At 69.4% G+C, this 24,525-nt stretch carries 21 protein-coding genes; 12 read left to right on the top strand and 9 right to left on the bottom strand.

Annotated elements, in window-relative coordinates; genetic code table 11:
- Positions 1-5: 5 nt before the first annotated feature.
- The 9 genes from ACTIF1_RS08095 (at position 6) to ACTIF1_RS08055 (ending at position 10,340) form a co-directional block, all read left to right on the top strand.
- Positions 6-1,019 (top strand): extracellular solute-binding protein, encoded by a 1,014-nt coding sequence (locus ACTIF1_RS08095; protein ID WP_439595878.1) that lies wholly within the window; start codon positions 6-8, stop codon positions 1,017-1,019.
- Complete coding sequence (locus tag ACTIF1_RS08090) at positions 1,016-2,197, top strand: ABC transporter permease (protein WP_439595877.1); 1,182 nt, start codon at positions 1,016-1,018, stop codon at positions 2,195-2,197. Before ACTIF1_RS08095 ends, ACTIF1_RS08090 begins: the two co-directional genes overlap by 4 nt.
- A complete protein-coding gene (locus ACTIF1_RS08085; protein WP_439595876.1) occupies positions 2,197-2,997 on the top strand; it encodes an ABC transporter permease in 801 nt (266 codons plus the stop codon). The genes ACTIF1_RS08090 and ACTIF1_RS08085 overlap by 1 nt, the downstream gene beginning before the upstream one ends.
- Entirely contained in the window at positions 2,994-4,055 is a 1,062-nt protein-coding gene (locus ACTIF1_RS08080; protein ID WP_439595875.1) for an ABC transporter ATP-binding protein, read from the top strand. Before ACTIF1_RS08085 ends, ACTIF1_RS08080 begins: the two co-directional genes overlap by 4 nt.
- A gap of 296 nt (positions 4,056-4,351) precedes the next feature.
- Complete coding sequence (locus ACTIF1_RS08075) at positions 4,352-5,776, top strand: ABC transporter substrate-binding protein (RefSeq protein WP_439595894.1); 1,425 nt, start codon at positions 4,352-4,354, stop codon at positions 5,774-5,776.
- Entirely contained in the window at positions 5,776-6,726 is a 951-nt protein-coding gene (locus ACTIF1_RS08070) for an ABC transporter permease (RefSeq protein WP_439595874.1), read from the top strand. Before ACTIF1_RS08075 ends, ACTIF1_RS08070 begins: the two co-directional genes overlap by 1 nt.
- Entirely contained in the window at positions 6,723-8,543 is a 1,821-nt protein-coding gene (locus ACTIF1_RS08065; RefSeq protein ID WP_439595873.1) for a dipeptide/oligopeptide/nickel ABC transporter permease/ATP-binding protein, read from the top strand. Before ACTIF1_RS08070 ends, ACTIF1_RS08065 begins: the two co-directional genes overlap by 4 nt.
- Positions 8,540-9,514 (top strand): ABC transporter ATP-binding protein, encoded by a 975-nt coding sequence (locus ACTIF1_RS08060; protein ID WP_439595872.1) that lies wholly within the window; start codon positions 8,540-8,542, stop codon positions 9,512-9,514. Before ACTIF1_RS08065 ends, ACTIF1_RS08060 begins: the two co-directional genes overlap by 4 nt.
- A 13-nt stretch (positions 9,515-9,527) precedes the next feature.
- A complete protein-coding gene (locus tag ACTIF1_RS08055) occupies positions 9,528-10,340 on the top strand; it encodes a creatininase family protein (protein ID WP_439595871.1) in 813 nt (270 codons plus the stop codon).
- 41 nt (positions 10,341-10,381) lie between these two features.
- Here the strand turns inward: ACTIF1_RS08055 and ACTIF1_RS08050 are convergent, their stop codons facing one another.
- From ACTIF1_RS08050 to ACTIF1_RS08040, 3 genes are all read right to left on the bottom strand, one after another.
- Positions 10,382-11,347: a 2-hydroxyacid dehydrogenase gene (locus tag ACTIF1_RS08050; protein WP_439595870.1), complete on the bottom strand. Its 966-nt coding sequence runs from the start codon at positions 11,345-11,347 to the stop codon at positions 10,382-10,384.
- Between the two features lie 18 nt (positions 11,348-11,365).
- Complete coding sequence (ggt, locus tag ACTIF1_RS08045; RefSeq protein ID WP_439595869.1) at positions 11,366-13,060, bottom strand: gamma-glutamyltransferase; 1,695 nt, start codon at positions 13,058-13,060, stop codon at positions 11,366-11,368.
- A gap of 62 nt (positions 13,061-13,122) precedes the next feature.
- Positions 13,123-14,154: an L-idonate 5-dehydrogenase gene (locus ACTIF1_RS08040; protein ID WP_439595868.1), complete on the bottom strand. Its 1,032-nt coding sequence runs from the start codon at positions 14,152-14,154 to the stop codon at positions 13,123-13,125.
- A gap of 144 nt (positions 14,155-14,298) precedes the next feature.
- On the opposite strand from ACTIF1_RS08040, the gene ACTIF1_RS08035 reads away from it, so the two are divergent.
- Together ACTIF1_RS08035 and add are read left to right on the top strand one after the other, a co-directional pair.
- Complete coding sequence (locus ACTIF1_RS08035) at positions 14,299-15,861, top strand: ABC transporter substrate-binding protein (protein ID WP_439595867.1); 1,563 nt, start codon at positions 14,299-14,301, stop codon at positions 15,859-15,861.
- Positions 15,861-16,937, top strand: a complete 1,077-nt coding sequence (add, locus tag ACTIF1_RS08030; RefSeq protein ID WP_439595866.1) for an adenosine deaminase — start codon at positions 15,861-15,863, stop codon at positions 16,935-16,937. The genes ACTIF1_RS08035 and add overlap by 1 nt, the downstream gene beginning before the upstream one ends.
- A 40-nt stretch (positions 16,938-16,977) precedes the next feature.
- On the opposite strand, the gene ACTIF1_RS08025 is transcribed toward add, so the two are convergent.
- The 3 genes from ACTIF1_RS08025 to ACTIF1_RS08015 all read right to left on the bottom strand — a co-directional run bounded on the left by ACTIF1_RS08025 (position 16,978) and on the right by ACTIF1_RS08015 (position 20,907).
- Positions 16,978-17,958 (bottom strand): tripartite tricarboxylate transporter substrate-binding protein, encoded by a 981-nt coding sequence (locus tag ACTIF1_RS08025; RefSeq protein WP_439595865.1) that lies wholly within the window; start codon positions 17,956-17,958, stop codon positions 16,978-16,980.
- A 37-nt stretch (positions 17,959-17,995) separates the two neighbouring features.
- Positions 17,996-19,801 carry a translation elongation factor 4 gene (lepA, locus tag ACTIF1_RS08020; protein ID WP_439595864.1) on the bottom strand — a complete coding sequence of 602 codons (1,806 nt, stop codon included), beginning with the start codon at positions 19,799-19,801 and terminating at the stop codon, positions 17,996-17,998.
- Between the two features lie 116 nt (positions 19,802-19,917).
- Positions 19,918-20,907, bottom strand: a complete 990-nt coding sequence (locus tag ACTIF1_RS08015) for a Bug family tripartite tricarboxylate transporter substrate binding protein (RefSeq protein ID WP_439595863.1) — start codon at positions 20,905-20,907, stop codon at positions 19,918-19,920.
- Between the two features lie 84 nt (positions 20,908-20,991).
- Here ACTIF1_RS08015 and ACTIF1_RS08010 point away from each other — a divergent pair, with 84 nt between their 5' ends.
- Complete coding sequence (locus ACTIF1_RS08010) at positions 20,992-21,378, top strand: RidA family protein (protein WP_439595862.1); 387 nt, start codon at positions 20,992-20,994, stop codon at positions 21,376-21,378.
- Here ACTIF1_RS08010 and ACTIF1_RS08005 read toward each other — a convergent pair whose 3' ends face one another.
- The 3 genes from ACTIF1_RS08005 to pheT are packed head-to-tail and all read right to left on the bottom strand — an operon-like array spanning position 21,379 to position 24,523.
- A complete protein-coding gene (locus tag ACTIF1_RS08005) occupies positions 21,379-21,741 on the bottom strand; it encodes a PIN domain-containing protein (protein WP_439595861.1) in 363 nt (120 codons plus the stop codon).
- A gap of 1 nt (position 21,742) precedes the next feature.
- Positions 21,743-22,030, bottom strand: a complete 288-nt coding sequence (locus ACTIF1_RS08000; RefSeq protein ID WP_439595860.1) for an AbrB/MazE/SpoVT family DNA-binding domain-containing protein — start codon at positions 22,028-22,030, stop codon at positions 21,743-21,745.
- A gap of 18 nt (positions 22,031-22,048) precedes the next feature.
- Positions 22,049-24,523: a phenylalanine--tRNA ligase subunit beta gene (gene pheT, locus ACTIF1_RS07995; protein ID WP_439595859.1), complete on the bottom strand. Its 2,475-nt coding sequence runs from the start codon at positions 24,521-24,523 to the stop codon at positions 22,049-22,051.
- Positions 24,524-24,525 lie beyond the last annotated feature (2 nt).

Genomic DNA, 24,525 nt, shown 5'->3' with positions numbered 1-24,525 from the left:
TGCCGATGCGGCGCCTGCTTGCCCCCCTCGCCGCCCTCGTGCTGGCCGCACTGCCGGCCCAGGCGCGCGACCTCACCATCGTCGCCGGTGGCGGCGCGCTGCAGGACCATATGCGACGCACGCTCTTCTCCACCTTCGCCGGCGGGCCGGTGGTGGACACCGCCTATGACTACAATGTCGGGCCCATCCGCGCGATGGTCGCCGCGCGCAACGTCACCTGGGACGTGGTGATGGTGGAGGCGCCGGACCTGGTGCGCGGCTGCGAGGATGGCATCTTCGAGCGCATCGACTGGTCCGTGGTCGACCGCAGCAAGTTCATGCCGGGTGGCGCCACAACCTGCGGCGCGGGCGCCATCGGCTGGGGCGTCTCCGTCTTCTACGACGAAGCGCGGCATCCGAACGGACCCGCGAATTTCGTGGAGTTCTTTGACACGGCCCGCTTCCCCGGCCGCCGCAGCCTGCGCCGCGGTGCGCGGATGACGCTGGAAATCGCGCTGATGGGCGATGGCGTGGCGCCTGCCGATGTCTACAAGGTGCTGGCCACGCCGCAGGGCCAGCAGCGCGCCTTCGCCGCGCTGGACCGGCTGCGCCCGCATGTGACCTTCTGGACCGGCGGGCAGCAGCCGATCGAGCTGGTGAACAGCGGCGAGGTCGCCTATGCGGTCGGCTTCGTCGGCCGTGTCGCCAACGGCATCCGCGCCGGCCAGCGCTACAACCTGCGCTGGTCCACGCTGCTTTATGCCTATGACAGCTGGGCGGTTGTGCGCGGCTCGCCCAATGCGGCGCAGGGCATGCGGCTGATCGAGCATATCACCAGCCCGGCCCCGCTTCTGGAGCTGACGCGCCTCTGGCCGATCAACCCGGTGACGCAGGCGGTGGCGGAAAACCCCGACGTGCGCGCGCGCAACCCGCTGATGATGACGAACCACCAGGCCGGCGGCCTCGAGATCGATACCGAGTTCTGGCTGGAGAACGGGCCAGACCTGGAGCAGCGCTTCGCCTCCTGGCTGAATCGTTGAGGCGCACCAACTGGCTGGCGGCGCTGCTGATCGCGCCGCTGCTGCTGCTGATCCTTGGGAGTTTCGTGGTCCCTGTGGGGCTGACGCTGTTTCGCGCCGTGGCGGACCGGGACGTCGCGGTCGCGCTGCCGGCAACCAGCGCCATCCTGGCGGAATGGGACGGGCAGGGGCTGCCGCCGGAGCCCGCCTTCGCCGCGGTGGCGCGCGAATTGGCGACGGCGCTGGAGGAACGCCGCATCGGCGACCTTGCGCAGCGGATGAATTTCGAGAGCACCGGCCTGCGCACGCTGCTGCTGCGCACCGCCCGCGCCGGCGACAGGCTGCGCGCGCCCTATGCCCCTTCGCTGGTGGCGCTGGATGCGCGTTGGGGCCAGCGCGACACCTGGCTGATGCTGCAACGCGCCAGCGGTCCCACCACCTCGCTCTACCTGCTGCGCGCCATGGACCTGACCCGCACGCCCGACGGCAGGGTGACGCAGGTGGCGATGGACGAGCGATTGTTCCGGACGCTGTTCCTGCGCACGCTCTGGGTCAGCCTGCTGGTGACGGCGATCTGCGTTCTGCTGGCTTATCCTGTGGCCTATACCATCGCCCGGCTGCGCGCGCCGTGGTCTTCCGTTGCGCTGACGCTGGTGCTGATTCCCTTCTGGTCCTCCGTCCTGGTCCGCACCACCGCCTGGTATGTGCTGCTGCAGCGGGAGGGGCCGGTGAATGATGCGCTGCTGGGGCTCGGCCTGCTGGATGCGCCGGCGCAGATCCTGGGCACGCGCATCGCGGTGGTGGTGGCGCTGGTGCATGTTCTGCTGCCCTTCGCCATCCTGCCGATGCACAGCGTGATGACGCGGCTGGATGGCACCTATCTGCGCGCCGCCGCCTCGCTCGGCGCCAATGGCATGCAGCGCTTCCTGCGTGTCTGGCTGCCGCTGAGCCTGCCCGGCGTCGCGGCGGGGGGTGCGATGGTCTTCCTGCTGGCGGTCGGCATGTACACCGCGCCGGCGCTGATCGGCGGCGATCGCGACCAGATGGTGACCTGGTTCATCGCGAACTTCATGACGCGCGACGTGAACTGGGGCATGGCGGCCGCACTCTCCGCCTATCTGCTGGCGATGAGCGGCGCCGTCATCGCGCTGACCCGCCTGCTGACCGGCGGCGCGGTGCAGACGGGCGCGCGCGCCTGATGCGCGAACATCCTCTTGCGCGGGTGCTGCTGCGCGGCGCCACGGCCCTGGTGCTGGCCTTCCTGGTCGCGCCGATGCTCGCCGTTGTGGTGCTGTCCTTCTCCCCCACCGAGTTGATGGTGCTGCCGCCGCGCGGCGTCTCGCTGCGCTGGTACGAGGATTTCCTCACGGCCGGTCGCTGGGTGCTGGCCACGCGCAACAGCTTTGTCGTTGCCATCGCGACGACGCTGCTGGCCACCGCACTGGGCACCGCGGCGGCCATCGGGCTGCAACTCGGGCGCTTTCGTGGCAAGGCGCTGCTGGTGACGCTGCTGACCCTGCCGATGGTGACGCCCTATATCGTCACAGCCGCCTCCATGTATTTCGCCTATGCGCTGGTCGGGCTGACGGGGTCTCTGGCGGGGCTGGTGCTGGGGCATACGGTGGTGGCGGTGCCCTTCGTGGTGATGGCGGTGCTGGCCACGCTGCAGACCTTCGACGCCAATCTGCTGCGCGCGGCCGCCTCGCTCGGCGCGCCGCCTTTGGCCGCGATCCTGCGCGTGGTGGTGCCGAGTATCTGGCCGGGCATCGCGGCCGGCGCGGTCTTCGCCTTCGCCACCTCGCTGGATGAATTCGTCATCACGCTGTTCCTGGCAGGGCCGGGCCAGTTCACCCTGCCGCGGCAGATGTATGCCTCCGTCCGAGAGTTTCTCACGCCCACCATCCTCGCCGCCGCGACCCTGCTGTTCCTGTGCTCGCTGCTCTTCCTGCTGGCCAGCGAGGCGCTGCGGCTGCGCAGCGCGCGAAAGGCTCTGCGATGACCGATGCGCTGGTCCGCTTCCGCGGCGTGTCGAAAAGCTACGACGGCCGCACGCCGGTGGTGACGGACCTGGATCTCGATGTGCATCGGGGCGAATTCCTCACCCTGCTCGGCCCCTCCGGCTCCGGCAAGACGACCACGCTGATGATGCTGGCGGGTTTCGAGGATCCCTCCGCCGGAAGCATCGAGCTGGATGGCCTGCGCATCGATACCGTGCCGCCGCATCGCCGCGGCATCGGCGTGGTCTTCCAGAACTACGCGCTGTTCCCGCATATGACGGTCGCGGAGAACCTGGCCTTTCCCCTGTCCATCCGCCGCATGCCGCGCGCCGAGATCGCCGCCCGCACGCAGCGCGCGCTGGAGATGGTGCGCCTGCCTGGCTTCGGCGACCGCCGCCCGCAGCAGCTCTCCGGCGGCCAGCAGCAGCGCGTCGCCCTGGCTCGCGCGCTGATCTTCGAGCCGAAGCTGGTGCTGCTGGACGAACCGCTGGGCGCACTCGACAAGCAGCTGCGGGAAGAGCTGCAGGCTGAGATCCGCCGCATCCACGCGCAGCTCGGCGTCACCATGGTCTATGTCACGCACGACCAGGCGGAGGCGCTGACCCTTTCCGACCGCATCGCCGTTTTCAACGAGGGTCGGATCCAGCAGCTGGGTACGGCGGAGGCGGTGTATGAGCGCCCCACCAATCCCTTCGTCGCCGGCTTCATCGGCGAGAGCAACCGGCTGGCCGCGCGCGTGCTGGATGCGACGCGGCTGCGGCTGGAGGATGGCAGCCTGCTGGAGGTCGCGCCGCATGGGCTGGTACCCGGTACCGCCGTGCTGCTGTCCATCCGGCCGGAACGCGTCCTGCTCGGCCCTGCCGCCCAGGACCAGGCCAATGCGGCCAGGGCGCGCCTGGAGGAGGTGGTCTATCTCGGCGACCATTCGCGTCTGCGTCTTGCGCATGCAGGGCGCACGGATTTTGTCGTCAAACTGCCGCGGCAGGAGGCGGTGCCGCAGCCGGGCAGCCTGGTCGATCTCGCCATCCCTGCGACTTCGGTCAGGGTCTTTCCCGACTGAGCGGATTTGCGCTTGACAGTGCGCGCCATCACGCGTGGCATTCGTGGCGAAATCCTGCTGCCTAGAGCCGTTTCACCGTAAGCGAAGACGCTGAAACGGCTCCAGCTTATTGTTCTGACGCATTTTCCGAGTCGCCATGCGAAGCCGCATGGCTTGAAGATGCTCTAGCTGTCCCGAAGGGAAAAGCCATGCCCCCTCTGTCCCGACGGACCCTTCTCGGCGCGGCTGCTGGCCTGGGCGCCGCACCGCTGTTGACCAACCCCGCGCGCGCGCAGCAAAGGCCAGGCGTGATCCGCATGGGCCTCTCGGCCTGGCCGCCGAACCTCCAGCCCTGGCCCTCCACCGGCGCCTCCGCCGGCACGGTGAAGATGCTGATCCACCGCCGCCTGATGCGCTTCGACGAGAAGGGTGACCTGCAGGGCGAACTCGCCAGCGAATACGCCCGCGATTCCGAAGGCGCCTGGGTCTTCAGGCTGCGTAGCGACGCCGTCTTCCACAATGGGGAGAAGGTGACGGCCGAGGATGTGAAGTGGTGCATCGAGCAGATCGCCGCGGAACGCTCCACCGCCTATTACCGCACGCAGATGCAGCAGATCGAGCGTGTGGAGACGCCGGACGCCCATACGGTGCGGCTGGTGATGAAGGCGCCGAATGCCACTGCGCCGCTGTGGTTCGCCAACTACAATATGCCCATCGTCTGGCGCGGTTCGCGCGACATGGCCAATGCCGTGGGCTGCGGCCCCTATCGCGTCGCCTCCCAGGAACGTGGCACCTGGCTGCAGCTGGAGAAGGCGAACAACTACTGGGTGCCCGGCCTGCCGCGCACGCCGGTGATCCGCATGGTGATCTATGCGGATGAGAATCTGCGCCTCGCCGCGCTGCAATCCGGCGATGTGGACATGATCGAATACGTGCCCTGGTCCGGCATGGCGGCGGTGGAGAACGACCCGCGGCTGAAGCTGGATGCGCAGATGGGCCCCTTCATGGACATCCTGTTCAACGGCACCCGCCCGCCCTTCAACAACCCGCTGGTGCGCCGCGCCGTCGCGCATGCGGTGAAGCGGGAGGATATTGTCCGGGTTGCCTTCTCCGGCCGCGGCAAGCCGATCGAGGGCATGCCGATCGTCGAAGGCACGCCGTGGTACGACGCGGACCTCGCGCGTGGCCACAACTACGACCCGGAGCGCGCCAAGGCGCTGCTGGCGCAGGCGGGCTTTCCGAACGGCTTCTCCACCACGCTTCTGGCGACCTCGCAATTCGGCATGCACAAGGACAGCGCCGAGATCACGCAGCAATACCTCGCGGCCATCGGCATCCAGGCGGAACTGCGGCTGACCGACTGGTCCACGCGCGTCTCCGCCGGCATCCGCGGGCAATACGACATCGCCGTGCATGGTGTCTCCGCCGATTTCAACGACCCGGACGGGCTGACCGTGGTGCTGGATACCTCGCTCTCCGACGCGCATGGCCGTTCCTTCCGCCTGTCCACGCCGCGCACCGTGGAATTGCTGGCCAAGGGCCGCACGGAATTCGACACGGCGAAGCGCATCGAGATCTACAAGGACATGCAGCGCGCGGCGCTGGAGGAAGTGCCGCTGGTGGCGCTGGCCTGGCGCGAGCAGGGCTATGGCTATGACCGCCGCATTTCGGGCTTCGCCAATCTGCCCGGGGCACTCACCACCTCATCCGGCGCATTGCTGGAGTTCGCGGCGTTCGGCTGATGTGGTGGCTCGCCAAACGCATCGGGTTGTCGCTGCTGCTGATGTGGGTGGTGGCGACCATCGTCTTCCTGGCGCTGCATATGGTGCCGGGCGATCCGGCGGAGATGCTGCTTTCCACCGGCGGCGCCATGCCGGATGCCTATGCCATCCAGGAATTGCGCGAACGCCTTGGGCTGAACCGGCCGATCCTGAAGCAATACGGCGCCTTCCTGATGGGCCTGGCGCAGGGTGATCTCGGCACCTCGCTGGTCGATGACTATCCGGTGGCGGCGGAGATCGCGCTGCGGCTGCCGCGGACGCTGGAATTGATCTTCGCGGGCACGCTGCTGGCGGTGGCGATCGCGCTGCCGGCCGGCACCTTCGCCGCCGTGCGCCAGGGTGGCGCCTTCGATCGTGCGGCCTCGGCGCTCGCCGCCGTGCTGCAGGCGGTGCCGGTCTTCGTGCTCGGCACGCTGCTGATCCTGGTGTTAGCGCAATGGCTGCGCTGGATGCCTGCGGGTGGCTATACCCCCTTCGCGGAAGATCCTTTGCGCCATCTGGTGCTGCTCTCGCTGCCCGCCATCGCCGTGGCCAAGGGGCTGGCGGCCACCATCTTCCGCATGACGCGCGCCTCCGTGCTGGATGCGCTGTCGCGCGACCATGTCCGCACGGCGCGCGCCAAGGGGCTGACGCCGCAGCGCGTGCTGCGCCGGCATGTGGTGCGCAATGCGCTGATCCCGGTCACCACGGTGCTCGGCCTGCAGATGGGCACGCTGCTGGGCGGCACGGTGCTGGTGGAATACGTCTTCAACTGGCCCGGCCTGTCCACGCCGCTGCTGCGCGCGGTGGAAGCGCGGGATTATCCGATGGTGGTCGGCATCGTCATCACCGTCTCCGGCCTGTTCCTGCTGATCAACCTGGCGATGGATTTGATCTACGCCGCGCTCGACCCGCGGATCACCCGGTCATGAGGCGGCTGTGGTTTCCGGCGGTGATCGTCGGGCTGATCGTGCTGATCGCGGCCCTGGCGCCACTGCTGCCGCTGATGGATCCGGTGCGGCAGGATGTGGCGAATCGCCTGGCGGCCTGGCTGCCGGGCAGCCCGATGGGGCGGGACGAATTCGGGCGCGATGTGATGTCCCGCCTGATCTGGGGCGCACGCTCCTCGCTCGCCGTGGCCTTCGCCTCGGCCGCCATCGCGGCGGTGATCGGCACGCTGCTCGGGCTGCTCGGCGGCTGGTTCCGCGGTTTGGTGGAGGTGCTGGCGATTCGCGGCGCGGATGTGGTGCTGTGCTTTCCGCCGGTGCTGCTGGCGCTGCTGGTGGTCACACTGCTCGGCCCGGGCACTGCGACGCTCATCCTGGTGCTTTCGGTGCTCTACCTGCCTGGCTTCATTCGCGTGAGTTTCGCGGAAGTGCTTTCGGCGCGGGGCCAGGATTATGTGGAAGCCGTGCGCGCGCTCGGCGCCCGCACGCCGCGCATCCTGCTGCGCACCGTGCTGCCGAATATCGCGGGGCCGGTGCTGGTGCAGGTCTCGCTGGCCGTCGCTTCCGCCGTCGTGCTGGAAAGCGGGTTGTCCTTCCTCGGCCTCGGCGTGGTGCCGCCGACGCCGAGCTGGGGGCTGATGATCCGCGGCGCGCGCGCCACCATGGAGCAGGCGCCGATGCTGCTGCTCTGGCCCTGCCTGGCGCTGACCATCACCATCCTGGCGATGAACCTCCTGTGCGATGCGGTGCGCGATGTGGCGGACAAGCGAGGCGGCGGCGGCGCGCCAAGACTGCGTCTGGTGGACCGGCTGCTGCCCGGCCTGTTCCCGCCACCGGCCGCGCCGCAGCCGCTGCTGGATGTGCAGGGGCTGACGGTGGAGATCGCGGTGCCCGGCGGCATCATCCGGCCGGTGGAGGATCTCGGCTTCCGGCTCGATGCCGGCCGCACGCTGGCGATCGTGGGCGAGAGCGGCTCCGGCAAATCCATGGCCGCCACGGCCATCATGGGGCTGCTGCCGCCGGCCGCGCGCGTGGCCGCCGGCGTGGCCCGGCTGGATGGCGAGGACCTGCTGCGCATGCCCGAAGCGGTGCGCCGCAAGCTGCGCGGTGGCGCGATGGCCATGGTCTTCCAGGACCCGATGAGCAGCCTGAACCCCGTGCACCGCATCGGCGACCAGGTGGCGGAGGCGATCCGCGCGCATCGCGACGTGCCGGCGGCGCAGGCGCGCGCGGAGGCGGTGGCGCTGCTGAAGCGCGTCGGCATCGCCGATCCGGAACGCCGTTCGCGCGCCTATCCGCATGAGCTCTCGGGCGGCATGCGCCAGCGCGTGATGATCGCCATGGCCATCGCCAACAAGCCGCGCCTGCTGATCGCGGACGAGCCGACCACCGCGCTGGACGTGACCGTGCAGGCGGCGATCCTCGACCTGCTGGCGGAGCTGCGGCGGGAGGAGGGGATGGGCCTGGTGCTCATCACCCATTCGCTCGGCGTGGTCGCGGAAGTGGCCGAGGATGTGGTGGTGATGTATGCGGCGCAGGTGGTGGAACGCGGCCCCGTCGCGCAGGTTTTTGCAAACCCGCTGCATCCCTATACGCGCGCGCTGCTGGCCGCCGTGCCGGATGGCGATGCGGAGCCGGAGGGGATTCCCGGCGTCGTCCCGCGCCCCGATCGCTGGCCGCCCGGCTGCCGCTTCGCGCCGCGCTGCGCCTTCGCCACCGCCGCCTGCGAATCCCCGCCGCCGCTGGAGGAGGTGCAGGGCCAGGCGGTGCGCTGCATCCGGTGGCGGGAGCTGACGGCATGACCGAGCCGCTGGTCGTCGCCGAGCGCGTCGAGATGACCTTCGCGCCGCGCGGCATTCTTTCGCGCGGCCGGCCGGTGCGCGCGGTGGCGGGCGTGGATGCCACGGTGGCGCGGGGTGAGGCGCTGGGCGTGGTGGGCGAAAGCGGCAGCGGCAAGTCCACGCTCGGCCGCGTGATGCTCGGACTGCTGGCCGCCACGGGCGGCGCGGTGCGCTTCGATGGCCAGGTGCTGCCGAAGCCCGGCAGCGCCGCCTGGCGCCGTCTGCGTGCCCGCATGGGCATCGTCTTCCAGGACCCCTTCGGCAGCCTCGATGCCAGGCGCAGCATCGGCGCGCAGGTCGAGGATGGCCTGGCGATCCACACGAGCCTCTCCGCCGCCGAGCGTCGTGCGGAGCTGACAAGAATGTTCGTTCGGGTGGGGCTCGATCCGCAGCGGCTCGGCGCCTATCCGCATGAGTTTTCAGGCGGCCAGCGCCAGCGGCTCGGCATTGCGCGGGCGCTGGCGACGAAGCCGGATTTCCTCGTGGCGGATGAGCCGGTCTCGGCGCTGGATGTCTCGATCCAGGCGCAGGTGGTGAAGCTGCTGGCGGAGCTGCGGCGCGACCTCGGCCTGGCGATGCTGTTCATCAGCCACGACCTGCCGGTGGTGCGGCATCTGTGTGACCGCGTGCTCGTGCTCTATCTCGGCCGCGTCATGGAGGAAGGGCCGGTGGCGCAGGTCTTTGCCCGCCCCGCGCATCCCTATACCCGCGCGCTGCTCTCCGCCACGCCGATGCTCGACCCCGCGCGGCGGCTGACGCGGGAGATCCTGCCGGGCGAGCCGCCCAGCCCTTCCGCCCCGCCTTCCGGCTGCGTCTTCCGCACGCGTTGCCGCCATGCGCGGCCGGAATGCGCGGAGACGGTTCCCCCCCTTCGCGACTTCGGCGCGGTCGGGCACCGTGTGGCCTGCATCCGTGCCGATGAGATCAACTGAGGAACCCGCCAGCATGACTGAGATATCGCCGACGAAAGTCCGCATGGGCGAGATCACGGGCGACGAGGCCCGCACGCTCTATCCGCAGAACCCGGTGATCCTGCTGCCGATGGGCAGCCATGAGGATCAGGGCCCGCATGCGCCGATGGGCGACTATTTCCTGGCCGAGAAGATGGCCGAGCTGATCGCGCTGCGCGCCACGGCGGAAGGCACGCGCACCGTGGTGGCGCCCGTGCTGCCCTTCGGCAAGGGCGATTTCTTCGGGCCGATGCCCGGCGGCATCGCACTTTCGGCCGCCACGTTTCGGGCCGTACTGGACGAAGTGTTCGGGGAACTGCTGCGCCACAAGCTGACGAAGCTCGTCGTCATCAACGGGCATGGCGGCAACGTGAATGTCGTGAACGAGGCGACGCGGGCGGTGATGCACAAGACGGGCCTCGTGATCCCGGCGCTGTATCTGTGGCGCATCGCCTATGCGGAGATGCCGAAGCTGCTGGGGGCGGAGAAGGCGAAGGCCGTCTCCAGCCACGGTGCGGATCCGCTGACCAGCCTCTGCATGCACCTGTTCCCGGAGCGCATCCGCACGGACCTGATCCCGGAGCCGCGCAGCGGCAAGCCGGAGGCGCTGGGCCTGCCCTTCCAAGGCTGGGGCTCGCTGAGCTTCCAGGGGGCGGAAGTGACCGTGCCGATCGAGTATGACGCCGTCAGCCCGAACGGCCTTGGCACCGGCGATCCGCGGCTATGCAGCGCGGAGAGCGGCAAGCTGATCGCGGATCGGCTGACCGAGATCGGCGCGGGCTTCTGCCACCACTACGCGAAGCAGTGATGCGGTGAAGCCCTCCCCCGCAAGCGGGGGAGGGAGGGTTCTCACACCACCCGGTCCTGCTCAGGGATCGGTTCGCCCTTCGAGACGCGCACCATATTGCCCAGCCAGTGCTCGATGCTGCGGCGGCTGTTCTCGTAGGCCGTGCTGGCGCAATGCGGCGTGACGATCACGTTGTCCATGTGCAGCAGCGGATGGTCGGCCGGCGGCGGTTCCTGGTCGAAGACGTCCACCGCCGCCGCGCGGAGCTTTCCGGCCTTCAACGCCGCCACCAGATCCGCCTCCACCACCACACCGCCGCGCGCCACATTCACCAGGCTCGCCGTCGGCTTCATTTTTGCCAATGCCGCGGCATTGATCATGCCCTTGGTCTCCGCTGTCAGCGGGCAGTTTAGCGAGAGGAAATCGACCTCACTCAGCAGATCGTCCAGCGCGCGGTATTCCACACCCAGCGCGTGCGCCTGATCATCCGGCAGCTTCGTGCGCGAATGGTACAGCACGCGACAGTCAAATCCCTGCAACCGCTTCGCCACGCCCTTGCCGATGGCGCCAAGGCCGATGATGCCGACGGTCTTGCCGCTCAGCATCACGGACTGCTTCCACACCTCGTTCTTCGCCCAGCCGCCGGCTGCCGTGCTGTTGTGCGCGGGCACGATGCGCCGGGCGAGCGCCAGCATCAGGCCGATGGTGAATTCCGCGACGGGTGCGGCATTGCTGCCGGTGGTGCGCGCCACCTGGATGCCGTGGGCGCGGCAATAGTCGAGGTCGATATTGTCGATGCCGACGCCCCATTTGTGCACCAGCTTCAGCTTCGGCCCGGCGGCCAGGACCTCGGCCGGCACGGGCACGTCCCACCACAGCGCGTATTCGGCATCGGCGACTTCGGCCTTCAGATCCGCGACGCTGCGGCCCGTCACGGCCGTGGCGGTGAAACCCGCGGGCAGGCAGGACTGGATGATCTCGGCCATCTCGCCGGCGATGGGCTGCAGCAGGGCAATCTTCTTCGTCATGTCTCGATCCTGGGGAGGTCAAACAGGTTTGGCGGTCTCAAGCACGAAGCGCACGCCGGCGCGCGCCAGCCCGCCGCCGAGCGCCACCACCGATCCATCGGCGCGCCAGCAGGCGGCGCCCGTCATCGTGCCGTCTGCGTTGAAGGCGATGCCGTTCATGCCGCCGCCGATGGTGGCGACGCGCCGCACCGGATGGCCCAGCGCGGCCAGCGCCGCTGCCACGGCATCGGGCACCGCCGGCTCCAGCTCCAGCGCCAGGCCTTGCGTCCAGATGCGCGGCGCTTCCACCGCCTGTTGCAGCGTCATGCCGTGGTCGATGAGGTTCAGCACCGCCTGGAAAGCAGCGGGAAAAATCTTCAACCCGCCGGGTAGGCCGAGCGCGAAGGCGGGCCTGCCATCCTTCAGCGCGATGGTCGGCGCCATGGAGGTATAGACACGCTTGCCCGGCTGCACGGATAGCGCAAGGCCGGGCCGCGGGTCGAAGTTGTGCATGTAGTTGTTGGCGATCAGCCCGGTGCCGGGAATCGCGATGCGGGCACCGAACAGCGCGTTGATGGTCTGCGTGGTGGCCACGATATTGCCCGCCGCATCGGCCACCGTGACATGCGTGGTGCAGTTGGATTCGCCCAGCGAGGGATGCGCCGCCCAGGTTTGCGCGCGAGCCAGGTCGATCTCCGCGCGGCGCAGATCGGCATAGGCCGCGGAGGTCAGCCTCTCCACCGGCACCGTGACGAAATCCGGATCCGCCGTCGCCACCGCGCGATCCGCGAAGGCCATCTTCAGCACCTCCGCCACCAGGTGCCAGGATTCGACCGTGCCGAAGCCCATCGCGGCGATGTTGAAGCCGCTCATCACGTTCAGCATCTGCGCCACATGCACGCCCGCGGAGGCCGGGGGCGGCGGCGCAAAAACCTCGTAGCCGCGATAGCTTGCGCCGATGGGCGCGCGCGCGATGGGACGGCTGGCGCGGAGGTCCTCGCGGGTGATGATGCCGCCGCCGGCCGCCAGCGCATCCGCCACCAGCCCGCCCAGCGCGCCCGCATGCAGCAGGTCCGGGCCGTCCTTGGCGATGGCGCGCAGCGTTTCGGCATAGGCGCCCTGGATCAGGCGCTCGCCCGCTGCGCGCTTCACGCCACCCGGCAGGAAGCGCGCGGCGAGGTCCGCGTCGCGCGACAGGTCTGGCGCGGCATCGCCGATGCAGTCGGAGAGATAGGGCGTGACGCGAAAACCGTTGGCAGCGAGGTGGATCGCCGGCGCCATCACATCGGCCAGCGACCAGGTGCCGTAGGTCTCCAGCGTCTGCGCCCAGGCGCGCAGCGCGGCCGGCACGGCGACGGAGAGCGGGCCGATCGCATTGGTCCGGCCCTCCACCTCCCGCTCCTCCGGCGGCACGTCGGTGCGCGGCGTATACATGCTGGGCGTCGCCGCGGCCGGTGCCGTGGAGAGACCATCCATCACCGCATGCCGCCCATCCGCCATGCGGATATGGCCGACGCCACCGCCGAGCAGGCCGACCATCATCGGCTCCACCACCGTCAGCGCGAAGAGCGTGGCGAGGGCGGCATCCACCGCATTGCCGCCTTCCAGCAGCACCTGCGCGCCGGCAGCGGAGGCCATGGGGTGGTTGCTGGTGACCACGCCGCGGGAGCCGGTGGCGGGCGTCTTCTCCAGCGTCAGGGGGAATCCGTTCTGCCCGACCGAAACCGCTGCCATCACCAAGCCCATCTGCTGCACGGCCCGCAGTTTGGGCCGCGATGCCCTGGGCGGGAAGGGGGCTACAGTGCCAGCTGCACCTTCATCGCCCGCGCGCGGTCGGCGGCGAGGTCGAAGGCGGCCACCGCATCCTCCATCGGCACCACCTCCGTCAGCAGCCGCATCGGGTCGATCGCGCCGCGCGCCAGGGCATCGACGGCCAGCGCAAATTCCTCGTGAAAGCGAAAAGTGCCGCGCAGCGTGATTTCCTTCGCCACCAGCGTGTTCAGCGGCACGGAGGCATCGCCGCCGATGCCGACCTGCACGATGGTGGCCCCCGGCCGCGCCGCAGCGATGGCGCCGGCCAGGGCCAGGCCGCTGCCGGCGCATTCGAAGACCACGTCGAAGCTGCCCTTGTCCGCGCCATAGGGCGCCAGCGCCTCGGGCTCCGCCCGCAGGTCGTGCGTCGCATCGGCGCCCAGTTCGCGGGCCAGCGCCAGCGGCCTCGGCGTCAGGTCCGTCATCACCACCTGCCGCGCGCCCGCATGGCGCGCCACCAAAAGGCACAGCATGCCGATGGGTCCGGCGCCGGTGATCAGCACGCGGGCGCCCATCAGCGGCCCGGCCTGGCGCGCGGCGTGCAGGCACACCGCCAGCGGCTCCGCGAAGGCGGCGCGGCGCAGGTCCATGTCCGCGGGCAGCTTCACCGCCTGCGCCGCGTCGCAGACCAGCTGCTGACGGAACCCGCCATCGACATGCGGCATCCGCATTGCGCTGCCGTAGAAGCGCATGTCGAGGCAATGCTGCGCCTGCCCCGCCAGGCAGTAGCGGCAGGCGCCGCAGGGGCGGGAGGGATTGACCGCGACCTTGTCACCCACCGCGAGGCCCATGACGCCATCGCCCGTGACCAGAATCTCGCCGGCGATCTCGTGGCCCAGCACCATGGGCTGGCGCACCCGCACCACGCCAAAACCGCCATGCAGGTAGTAGTGCAGGTCGGAGCCGCAGATGCCGCCCTGGCGGATGCGCACCGCGACCTCGCCGCGGCCGGGCGACGCCGTGACCTGGTCCTCCACGCGCAGGTCGCGCGCGGCATGGATGACGATGGCCCGCATGGCGTGATCCTTCCCTGTTGCGTGATGCTTGTCGCTTTCCCGCCTGGCGATCAAGCGCTGCGCGTTGACGCGGCCCAGGCCCGGCGGCACCTTCCCCGCCAAACGCCGCACCAGCCCCCACAATCGAAGCCAGGAGTCCGCGCCATGCCGCGCCCCGCCCTTGCCTTGTTCGCCGCCGCCCTTCTGGCTGCCATGCCAGTTGCAGCCCAGCAGCCGGACCGCGCCCGCACCCTGCGCGTGGCGCCCGAAACGCTGACCACGGTGCTGGACCCGCATTTCACCACCAGCTTCACGACACGGGACTTCGCCTATCTGGTCTTCGACACGCTGGTCGCGGTGAACGATCGCTGGGAGCCAACGCCGCAGATGCTGGAGCGCTGGGAGCGCAGCGCCGACGGCCTGACCTGGACCTTTGTCCTCCGCGAGGGCCTCGCCTGGCATGACGGGTCCGCGGTGACTGCGGAGGATTGCGTCGCCAGCCTTCGCCGCTGGGGCGCGCGGGATGCGCTGGGCGGCGCCATGATGCGCGCCTCCGCCAGCCTCGATGTGATTGATGCCAAGACCTTCCGGCTGGTGCTGCGCGAACCCTTCGGCCTGGTGCTGCAGGCCTTGGGCAAGCCGGGCGCCATGGTGCCGATGATGATGCCGGCGCGGCTCGCCGCCACGCCGCCGACGCAGCAGGTGACGGAGGTGATGGGCAGCGGCCCCTATCGCTTCGTGCGGGAGGAATATCGCCCCGGCGACCGCATCGTCGTCACGCGCAACGCGGCCTATCGCCCGCGGCCCGAACCCGCGGTCTGGGCCAGCGGCGGCAAGGTGGCGCGGATGGAGCGGGTGGAACTGCTCGCCATGCCGGATGTCTCGACCCAGGTCTCGGCGCTGACCACCGGCGAGATCGACTATGTCGAACGCCTGCCCGCCGATGTGCTGCCGATCCTGGAGCGCAACCGGCAGGTGACGGTCGCCACCGTTTCCCCCTTCGGCTACCAGGGCATCCTGCGCTTCAACCACCTGCACCCGCCCTTCGACAATCCGCAGGTGCGGCGCGCGGTGATGCTGGCGGTGAACCAGGCGGACTACCTCGCTGCCGTCGCCGGGCGCCCCGAATACGCCCGCGAATGCCGCAGCATGTTCGGCTGCGGCACGCCGCTCGAGACCACCGCCGGCATGCCGGCTTCGACGGACCTGGAAGCGGCGCGGCGCATGCTGCGCGAGAGTGGCGCGGATCTTTCGCGCCCGGTGTCGATCATCCATCCGGCGGATGCGCCCGGTATCGCGGCACTCGGCCTGGTCTCCCAGGGTCTTCTGACCCAGCTCGGCTTCCGGGTCGACCTGCAGAGCATGGACCTCAACACCTATTTCGGGCGGCGCGCGAGGCAGGAGGGGTGGAACCTGGCCCATACCACCAACACCGTGCCGGACATGCAGTCGCCGCTGCTGAACCCCTTCGTCAACGGCGCCGGCCGCACCGGAGGCTTCGCGGGCTGGCCGGAGAATGCCGAGGTGGAGCGGTTGCGCGTAGCCTTCGCGCGCGCGCAGGATGACGCGGAACGCAAGCGCATCTCGGACGAGGTCCATCGCCTGGCGGCGGAGGACGGCTTCTACATGCCGCTCGGACAGTTCACCGCGGCCAGCGCCTGGCGGTCGGACCTGAGTGGCGTGCTGCGCGGCCCGGCGATGTTCCTCTGGAACATGGAGCGCCGCTGATGCTGTCCTTTTCCGACTACCTCGACGCCGTGCCGAAGGTGGAACTGCACCTGCATATCGCCGGCGCGATCCGGGCGGCGACGCTGGACGAGCTGGCAGCGAAGAATGGCGTGCGCCTGCCGAAGCCGGCCGCCGAGATGTACCGCTTCGAAACCTTCTACGAGTTCCTCGACATCTTGCGGCTCGGCGCGCTGGTGGTGCGGACGCCGGCCGAGTTTTCGCGGATTGCCTTCGAATGCATCGAGGACCTGCATCGCCACGGTAACGTCCGCCACACCGAAATCTTCTTCAACCCGCACTACTTCACGCCCAACGGCGTGACCTATCCCGAGATCGTCGACGGGCTTCTGGAAGGCTTGGCGCGGGCAAACGCCGCCTATGGCGTTTCCGCAAAACTGATCGCCTGCATCGATCGCAGCGTGTGCCTGCCCTCCGAATCGCTACAGATGCTGGAGTGGATGGCGAGGTGGAAGCGGCCGGAGGTGATCGGCATCGGGCTGGACGGCGCCGAGCGCGCCGGGCCCGCGCATCTCTGGGTGGAGGCCTGGCGGCAGGCGGGCCGGGCGGGCTACCGCCGCACGGCGCATGTCTGCGAGGACAACCAGAGCCTCTTCGAGGCGCCGCCGATGCACTACAGCCTGTGCCGCGACATGCTGGGCTGCGACCGGCTGGACCATGGCTACAACATGCTGGCCGACCCCGCCGTGGTGGCCCGCGCGGTGAAGGACCAGGTGCCCTTCACCATGGCCTGCTGGTCCGGCATGCCCTGGAACCGCGCGCCCCGGCGCCAGCGCATCAAGGCGATGTTCGACGTCGGGCTGAACATCAGCCTGGGCACCGACGACCCCACCATCTTCGGCACCACCATGGGCCATAGCTGGCGCACGGTCTTTGCCGATCTCGGCTGGGGCGTGGCGGAGGCGCGGAAGCTGAGCCTGGCCGGGCTGGAGGGGTCCTGGCTGCCGGAGCCGGAGAAGGCCACGATGCGTGCGGAGTTCGGCGCGACGCTGGACGCGCTGGAGCGCGATCTGGACCCTGAGGACCGGGTGCTGGATTTGGCGGTCACCCGTCGCTGATCGCTCTCCCTCCCCCGCAAGCGGGGGAGGCTTAACGTAACTAGTCTGCGTACTGCCCCGCCGCCTGGATCAGCGGGCGCCACTTGGCAATGTCCGCCTGCCAGAACTCGCGATGCGCTTCCGGCGTCGCGCGCGCCACCGGCACCGGGGCGGTGCCCAGGGCGGCGAAGCGGGTGCCGACATTCGGGTCCTGCAGCGCCGCGACCAGCGCCTGGTTCAGCCGCGCGATGACCGGCGCCGGCGTGCCCTTCGGCGCATAGAGGCCGTGCCACACGCTGACCTCGAAGCCCGGCAGCCCGCCCTGCGCGGCGGTCGCCAGGTCCGGCAGGGATTCCAGACGCTCCGGCGTGGTCACAGCGAAGGCGCGGATGCCGCCGGCCTTGATCTGCTCGGTGGTATTGGTGGTCTGGTCGCACATCAGGTCCACCGTGCCGGCCAGCAGGTCGTTCATGGCCGGGCCGGTGCCGCGATAGGGCACGGTGGTCATGCGCGTGCCCATCGCCTGCATCAGCAGCAGGCCACAGAGGTGGCTGGCCGCGCCGATGCCGGCATTGGCGTAGTTCAGCCGTTCGCCCTCGCGCTTCACCAGCGCCACCAGCTCCTGCATGTTCTGCGCCGGCAGGCCGTTGCGGCCGACCAGCGTCATCGGCACCTCGGTCACCAGGCCGATGGTTTCGAAGCCGCCGGTCGCGTCATAGGCCAGGCGGCGATACAGCGTCGGGATGGTCGACATGCCGATGTGGTGCATCAGGATGTTGTAGCCATCCGGCCGCGCCTGCGCCGTGCGCTGCGCGCCCAGCGTGCCGCCGGCGCCGCCCACATTCTCCACCACCACGGTCTGGCCGAGATTGGTGCTCATCGACTGGGCGATCAGCCGGGCCACCGTGTCGGTCGGCCCGCCGGCGGCGAAGGGCACCACCATGGTGATGGTGCGGGTCGGGAAAGCCCCCTGGGCGAAGGCAGGGGCGGCGAGCGCTGCGCCGGCGAGGCCGAGAAGGCCCCGCTTACCGATCTTGGTCATCTTGTTCTCGTTCCCTCAGGCAGGCAGGGGTTGGGGTTCAGGCATCCATCTTCAGGGCGGCGATGAAGGCGCTCTGCGGGATCTCGACCTTGCCGAACTGCCGCATCCGCTTCTTGCCTTCCTTCTGCTTGTCCAGCAGCTTGCGCTTGCGGCTGATGTCGCCGCCATAGCATTTCGCCGTGACGTCCTTGGACATGGCGCTGATCGTCTCGCGCGCAATCACGCGCCCGCCGATCGCGGCCTGGATCGGAATCTTGAAGAGCTGGCGCGGGATCAGCTCCTTCAGCTTCTCGCAGATCTGCCGGCCGCGGCGATCCGCCTGGCTGCGATGCGCCATGAAGGACAGCGCATCCACCGGCTCCGAATTCACCAGGATGGAGATCTTCACCAGGTCGCCCGCCTCATAGCCATCGACCGTGTAGTCGAAGCTGGCATAGCCGCGGGAGACGGATTTCAGCCGATCGTAGAAGTCGAAGACCACCTCGTTCAACGGCAGGCGATAGACCGCCATGGGGCGCGTGCCGACATAGGTCAGCTCCACCTGCACGCCGCGGCGCTCGTTGCAGAGGGTGAGGACGGAGCCGAGATATTCCTCCGGCACCATGATGGTGGCCTTGATCCAGGGCTCGCTGATTTCCGCGATCACGCTGGGGTCCGGCATATCGGCCGGGTTGTGCAGTTCCGACTCTTCGCCGTTGGTCTTCCTGATCTTGTAGACGACGGAAGGCGCCGTCGCGATCAGGTCCAGGTCGAATTCGCGCGACAGCCGCTCCTGCACGATCTCGAGGTGCAGCAGGCCGAGGAAACCGCAGCGATAGCCGAGGCCGAGGGCTGCGCTGTTCTCCATCTCGTAGTGGAAGCTGCTGTCGTTCAGCCGCAGCTTGCCGACCGATTCGCGCAGCTTCTCGAAGTCATCCGCATCGACGGGATAGAGCCCGCACCAGACCACCGGGATGGAGGGCTTGAAGCCGGGCAGGGCCTCGGTCGCCGGGTTGCGGTCATCGGTCAGCGTGTCGCCGACATTGGTATCGGCCACGGTCTTGATGGCGGCGGTGACATAGCCCATCTCGCCCGGGCCGAGGCTGTCCACCTGCACCATCTTCGGCGTGAAGACGCCGACCTGCTCCACCGTATGGGCGGTGCCGTTCGACATCATGCGGATCTTCTGGCCCTTGCGCAGGCGGCCATCCTTCACCCGCACCAGCACGACGACGCCTAGATAGGCATCGTACCAGCTATCCACCAGCAGCGCCTTCAGCGTCGCATCGGCATCCCCGGTAGGCGCCGGCAGGCGGGTGACGATGGCTTCCAGCACACCCTCGATGTTCAGCCCGGTCTTGGCCGAGATCATCACCGCTTCCGAGGCGTCGAGGCCGATCACATCCTCGATCTGCTGCTTCACCCGGTCCGGCTCCGCCGCCGGCAGGTCGACCTTGTTCAGCACCGGCACGATCTCGTGATTCGCATCCAGCGCCTGGTAGACATTGGCCAGGGTCTGCGCCTCGACCCCCTGGGAGGCATCGACCACCAGCAGCGAGCCCTCGCAGGCGGCGAGCGAGCGGCTCACCTCATAGGCGAAGTCGACATGGCCCGGCGTGTCCATCAGGTTGAGGACATAGGTCTCGCCATCATTCGCCTTGTAGTGCAGGCGCACGGTCTGCGCCTTGATGGTGATGCCGCGCTCCCGCTCCAGCTCCATATTGTCGAGGAGCTGTTCCTTCATGTCGCGCAGCGCGACCGTGCCGGTGGTCTGGATCAGCCGGTCCGCCAGCGTCGATTTCCCATGGTCGATATGGGCAATGATCGAGAAGTTGCGGATGCGGGAGAGAGGTGTTTCGGTCATCTGTTTCCGGGCGCCGGCCATGGCGGGAAAGGCCCGCCTGCGTCACCCGGGAGATAGGGCAGAACCGGCCGAAGTCCAAACCTTTCCGGGCCGGGCCGGGGGGCGCCGCGCTGCGGCTACTCGATCCGGGCGCCGCTGATCTGCACCATCTCCTGCCAGCGCGGCCGGTCGGCCAGGATGCGGGCGCGGGTGGCGGCGGCATCCAGCGGCGGCAGGGCCAGCAGCCCATTGGTCCGCAGCCGGTCCTCCAGCCCCGGATGGGCGGCGGCGCGGCGCAGCAGGTCCTGGGTCCGGGCGGCGAGCTCGGGCGGCAGGGTTCCGGGGCCGCCCAGGATGTTCCAGCTCTGCAGGTCGAGGTCGCCGATGCCCAGCGCCGAAAAGTCGCCCATTCCGGGCACATCCGGCAGGAAGGGAACCCGTTCCCGGGACCCAACGGCCATGGCCTTCAGCGTGCCGGCCGCCACATGCGGCAGCAGCGCAGGCATGAAGTCGAAGCACATGTCGATATTGCCGGCCAGCAGGTCGTTCAGCGCCGGCGCGCCGCCGCGATAGGGCACCACGGTGATGGCCGCCCCGCTGCGCCGGGCGATGGTGGCCGTCAGCAGGTGGGAGGCGCCGCCGCTGCTGGCCGCGCCATTGGTCAGCTCGTTCCCCGGCCGCTTCGCCCATTCCAGCATGGCGCCGAAATCGCCCCAGCCCCGCTCCTGCGCCCGGTCGGCCCGCACGCAGCACAGCACGGTGGAGGTGACCACGCTGGTGATGGGCGTGACGTCGCGGTCCACGTCCAGCGGCATGCGGGACATCATGGCGGGCAGTGAGGTGAACATGGTGATGCTGAAAAGTCCCGTGGTCAGCCCATCCGGCGGGGCCTTGGCGACCGCATCCATGGCGATCAGCCCATTGGCACCGCTGCGGTTCTCCACCACCACGGCCTGGCCGCTGATGGCCTGGATCGCCTCCCCATAGAGGCGCGCGATGGTGTCGGACTGACCGCCGGGCGGGTTCGGCACGATGATCCGCAGCGGGCGGGTGGCGGAAATCTGCGCCAGGGCAGGGGTTGCCAGGGGGGCGGCAGCGGCGGCAAGCAGGGTGCGACGTGGTATCATGAAGGAAAGATTACGCGGCTCTTTCGCAGATGCGAAAGAGCAAATATCAGGACATTTGCCGCCAGCCCCACGGAGACCAGAACCATGCCCAAGCGCGCCGTCCAGTCCAAGAAAGTCTTCAAGTCCAGCCGCCCCTTCGCCCAGGCGACCATCGCCGGCGGCTTCATGTTCGTCTGCTCCACCGGCCGCGACGTCGAAGGGAAATTCGTGGTGGGCGATGTGCGCGCGCAGACGCAGCAGACGCTCGACAATATCCGCGCCCTGATCGAGGAGGCGGGCGGCACCATGGACGATGTGGTGAAGTGCACCGTCTATGTGACGGACCGCGCGAACTGGGAGCCGATGAACGAGGTCTATTTCGCCAATTTCGTCGAGAACCCGCCGCACCGCGTCTCCTGCATCGTCAGCGGGCTGGGCTCGGTGGATTGCCTGGTGGAGATCGACGCCACGGTCTATCTCGGCACCGACTGATCACCGGATCAGCCGCACCTCCACCGCCAGGCCGAGCGTCGCCCAGACCCGGTCGGCGGTGAGCACCGGCAGGCCTTGCCGCGCGGCGGTGGCCAGGCAGGCACAGTCGCCGAGCGACAGGGTTCCGCGATGGGCGGCAAGGAGGCGGGCGGCGGCGACGGCGATTCCCGCATCGTAATCCAGGACTGGGATCTGCAAGCCTTCCCAGGCCTCCAGCCGTTCCGGGTGGCCGGGCAGCAGCTTGGCTGCCACCTCGGTCCAGTTGACGGCGGACATGCAGGCGGAGGGAAGTGAGGCCGCGGTGACCTCCGCGCCCGGCTCCTGGCGAAGCAGGGCCAGGACCGCCGAAGCATCCAGCAGCATGTCAGAGAGCCGGAGCGGCGCCAGCCTCGCCCTCTGGCAGGCTGCGGCCGGCCTCAGCCCGGCGCTGGGCGATCAACTCCTCCGACCACAGCTCGTCACCCGGCTTCCAGGCCGGCACCAGCGCCTGGAGCCGGCGCAGCGCAGCCTGCCGGGTGGTGGCGCGCAGCTCTTCCTGCGTCACCTGGAGCAGAAGCTCACCCCCTCCCTGCACGCCCAGCGAGATGCGGACTTCCTCCGGCAGCACCAGCCGGCCTTCGGCATCCACCTGCACCGTCACGACCCGGCCCATTCGCAAGCCTCCTGTCGACTATCCTCGTAGCACCGCGCCGGTCGCCTTTGCCACCGCGGCGACGATCCTGGCCGTCACGGCCTCGATCTCCGCATCGGTCAGGGTGCGCTCGCGCGGCTGCAGCGTGGCCTGGATGGCCAGGCTGATCTTGCCTTCAGCCATCCGCTCGCCGGCATAGCGGTCGAAGAGGGTGACATCGCTCACCAGCGTCTTGTCGGCATTGCGGGCGGCGCGCAGCAGCTGCTCCGCCGGCACCGACGCATCCACCACGAAGGCAAAGTCCCGCTTCAGCGGCTGGAAGGCGGGCAGGTCGGGCATGCCCTTCTTCCGGCGCTTCGGCTCCGCGATCGCATCCAGGAAGACCTCGAAGGCCACGACAGGACCCGCGAGGCCCAGCGCCTTGACCACCTGCGGGTGCAACTCGCCAAAAGTGGCCAGCACGGTCTTCGGCCCCTGGCGCAGCACGCCAGAGCGGCCGGGGTGGTAGAAGCCCGGCGCATCCGTGGTCAGCATCACCGCCGCCATCGGGACGCCGAGCGCGCCCAGCACCGCCAGCGCGTCGCCCTTCGCATCCAGCGCATCCACCGGCCGCGCCGGCGCTGCCCAATTGGCCGCCGTCTGCCCGGCCCGCACGCCCGCCGCGACGGCGAGCTGGCTGACTCCCGCCGCCGGATCCCGATAGGCGCCACCGATCTCGCCCAGGGCCACATCCGCGAAGCCGCGGGCGGCGTTGCGCGCCGCGGCCATGGCCAGGGAGGCGATCGGGGTCGGCCGCATCTGGTCCAGGTCGCTGGCGATGGGGTTCTCCAGGTGCAAGCTGTCCGGCGTCTCGCCAAACAGCGCCGCTGTGGCGCGATCCAGGAAGCCGTAGGTCACGCAATCCTGCATGCCGCGCGCCGCCAGCACCCGCCGCGCCAGCGCGGCTCGCACCTGCTTCGGCGACAGCGCCGGGCGCGGCACCGCGGAGGTCACGGGCAGCGAGACCGCCGGCACCGCATCCAGCCCGCCGAGGCGCAGCACCTCCTCCACCAGGTCGCATTCCGGCTCGATCTCGGCGCAGCCCTCGGCGGCGATGCGCGCGCGATCCGCGGGCAGGGACGGGTCCTGCGCCAGGGCACCGGCGCCGGCGATGTCATTGCGCCAGGACGGCACGGCGACCGTCACGCGCTCCGCATCGCGCTGCGTCACGCCGAAGCCGAGCCGCTCCAGCCGGCCGACGATCTCCGCCTCCTCCAGCTCCAGCCCGCCAAGGTCGCGCACCCGCGCGAAGCGCAGCGTGGCCTCCCGCTGCCAGGCGGGCTCCGCACCGGCTTCCGAAATCTCGGAAGCTTCGCCGCCGCAGAGGTCGAGGATCATCCGCGTCGCGGCTTCCAGCGCCTTGGGCAGCAGCGCCGGGTCGATGCCGCGCTCGAAGCGCGACCGCGCATCGGTCCGCACGTCATGCCGGCGGCCGGACAGCGCGATGCGCACCGGGTCGAAGAGCGCGCATTCGATGAAGCATTCGGTGGTGGCCTCGTCGCAGCCGGAATGCTCGCCGCCGATGATGCCGCCCAGCGCCTCGGCGCCATTCGCATCGGCGATCACGCCGTCCTCCTCCGTCAGCGCATAGGTCTTGCCGTTCAGCGCCAGCAACTCCTCGCCCGGCCGCGCCATGCGCATGGTCAGCTCGGTGCCCGCCACCTTGGACACATCGAAGACATGCAGCGGGCGACCTACGGCGAAGGTGAAGTAGTTGGTGATATCGACCAGCGCGCTGATCGGCCGCAGCCCGATCGCCACCAGCCGATCCTGCAGCCACTGCGGCGAGGGCCCATTCTTCACGCCCCGCACGGCGCGCCCCAGCACCCAGGTGCAGGCGCGCGGATCGGTAACTTTCCAATGCAGCGGCGTGGGGTAGCTGGCGGCGACTGGCGCCACCTCCCAGGGCTTCAGCGTGCCGAGCCCGGCCGCCGCCAGGTCCCGCGCAATGCCGTGCACCGACAAGGCATCGCCACGGTTCGGCGTCACCTTGATCTCGATCACCGGATCATCGAGGCCGGCCCACTTCACGTAGCTCTCGCCGACCGGCGCATCGTCCGGCAGGTCCACGATGCCCGAATGATCGTCTCCGAGGCCCATCTCCCGCGAGGAGAGCATCATCGCCTCGGACTTCACGCCGCGGATCTCGCCCAGCTTCAGCGTGATGCCCGTGCCCGGGATGAAGTCGCCCGGCACCGCCAGCACGCCCTTCATGCCCGTCCGCGCATTCGGCGCGCCGCAGACCACGGACAGCTCGCGCCCATCGCCCACATCCACGCGCAACTGCCGCAGCCGATCGGCATTCGGGTGCTGCACCGCCTCGATCACGCGCGCGATCCGGAAACTGCCGAGCTCCGCGGCCTTGTCCTCGATGCCCTCGACCTCGATGCCGATGGCCGACAGCGTCGTGGAAATCGTCTCCAGCGTCGCATCCGTCTCCAGATGCTCGCGCAGCCAGCTCAGGGGGAACTTCATCG

It is taken from the genome of Falsiroseomonas sp. (assembly GCF_051860665.1).
Lineage (GTDB): Bacteria > Pseudomonadota > Alphaproteobacteria > Acetobacterales > Acetobacteraceae > Falsiroseomonas.
This window is presented reverse-complemented; position numbering and strand designations above follow the sequence as displayed.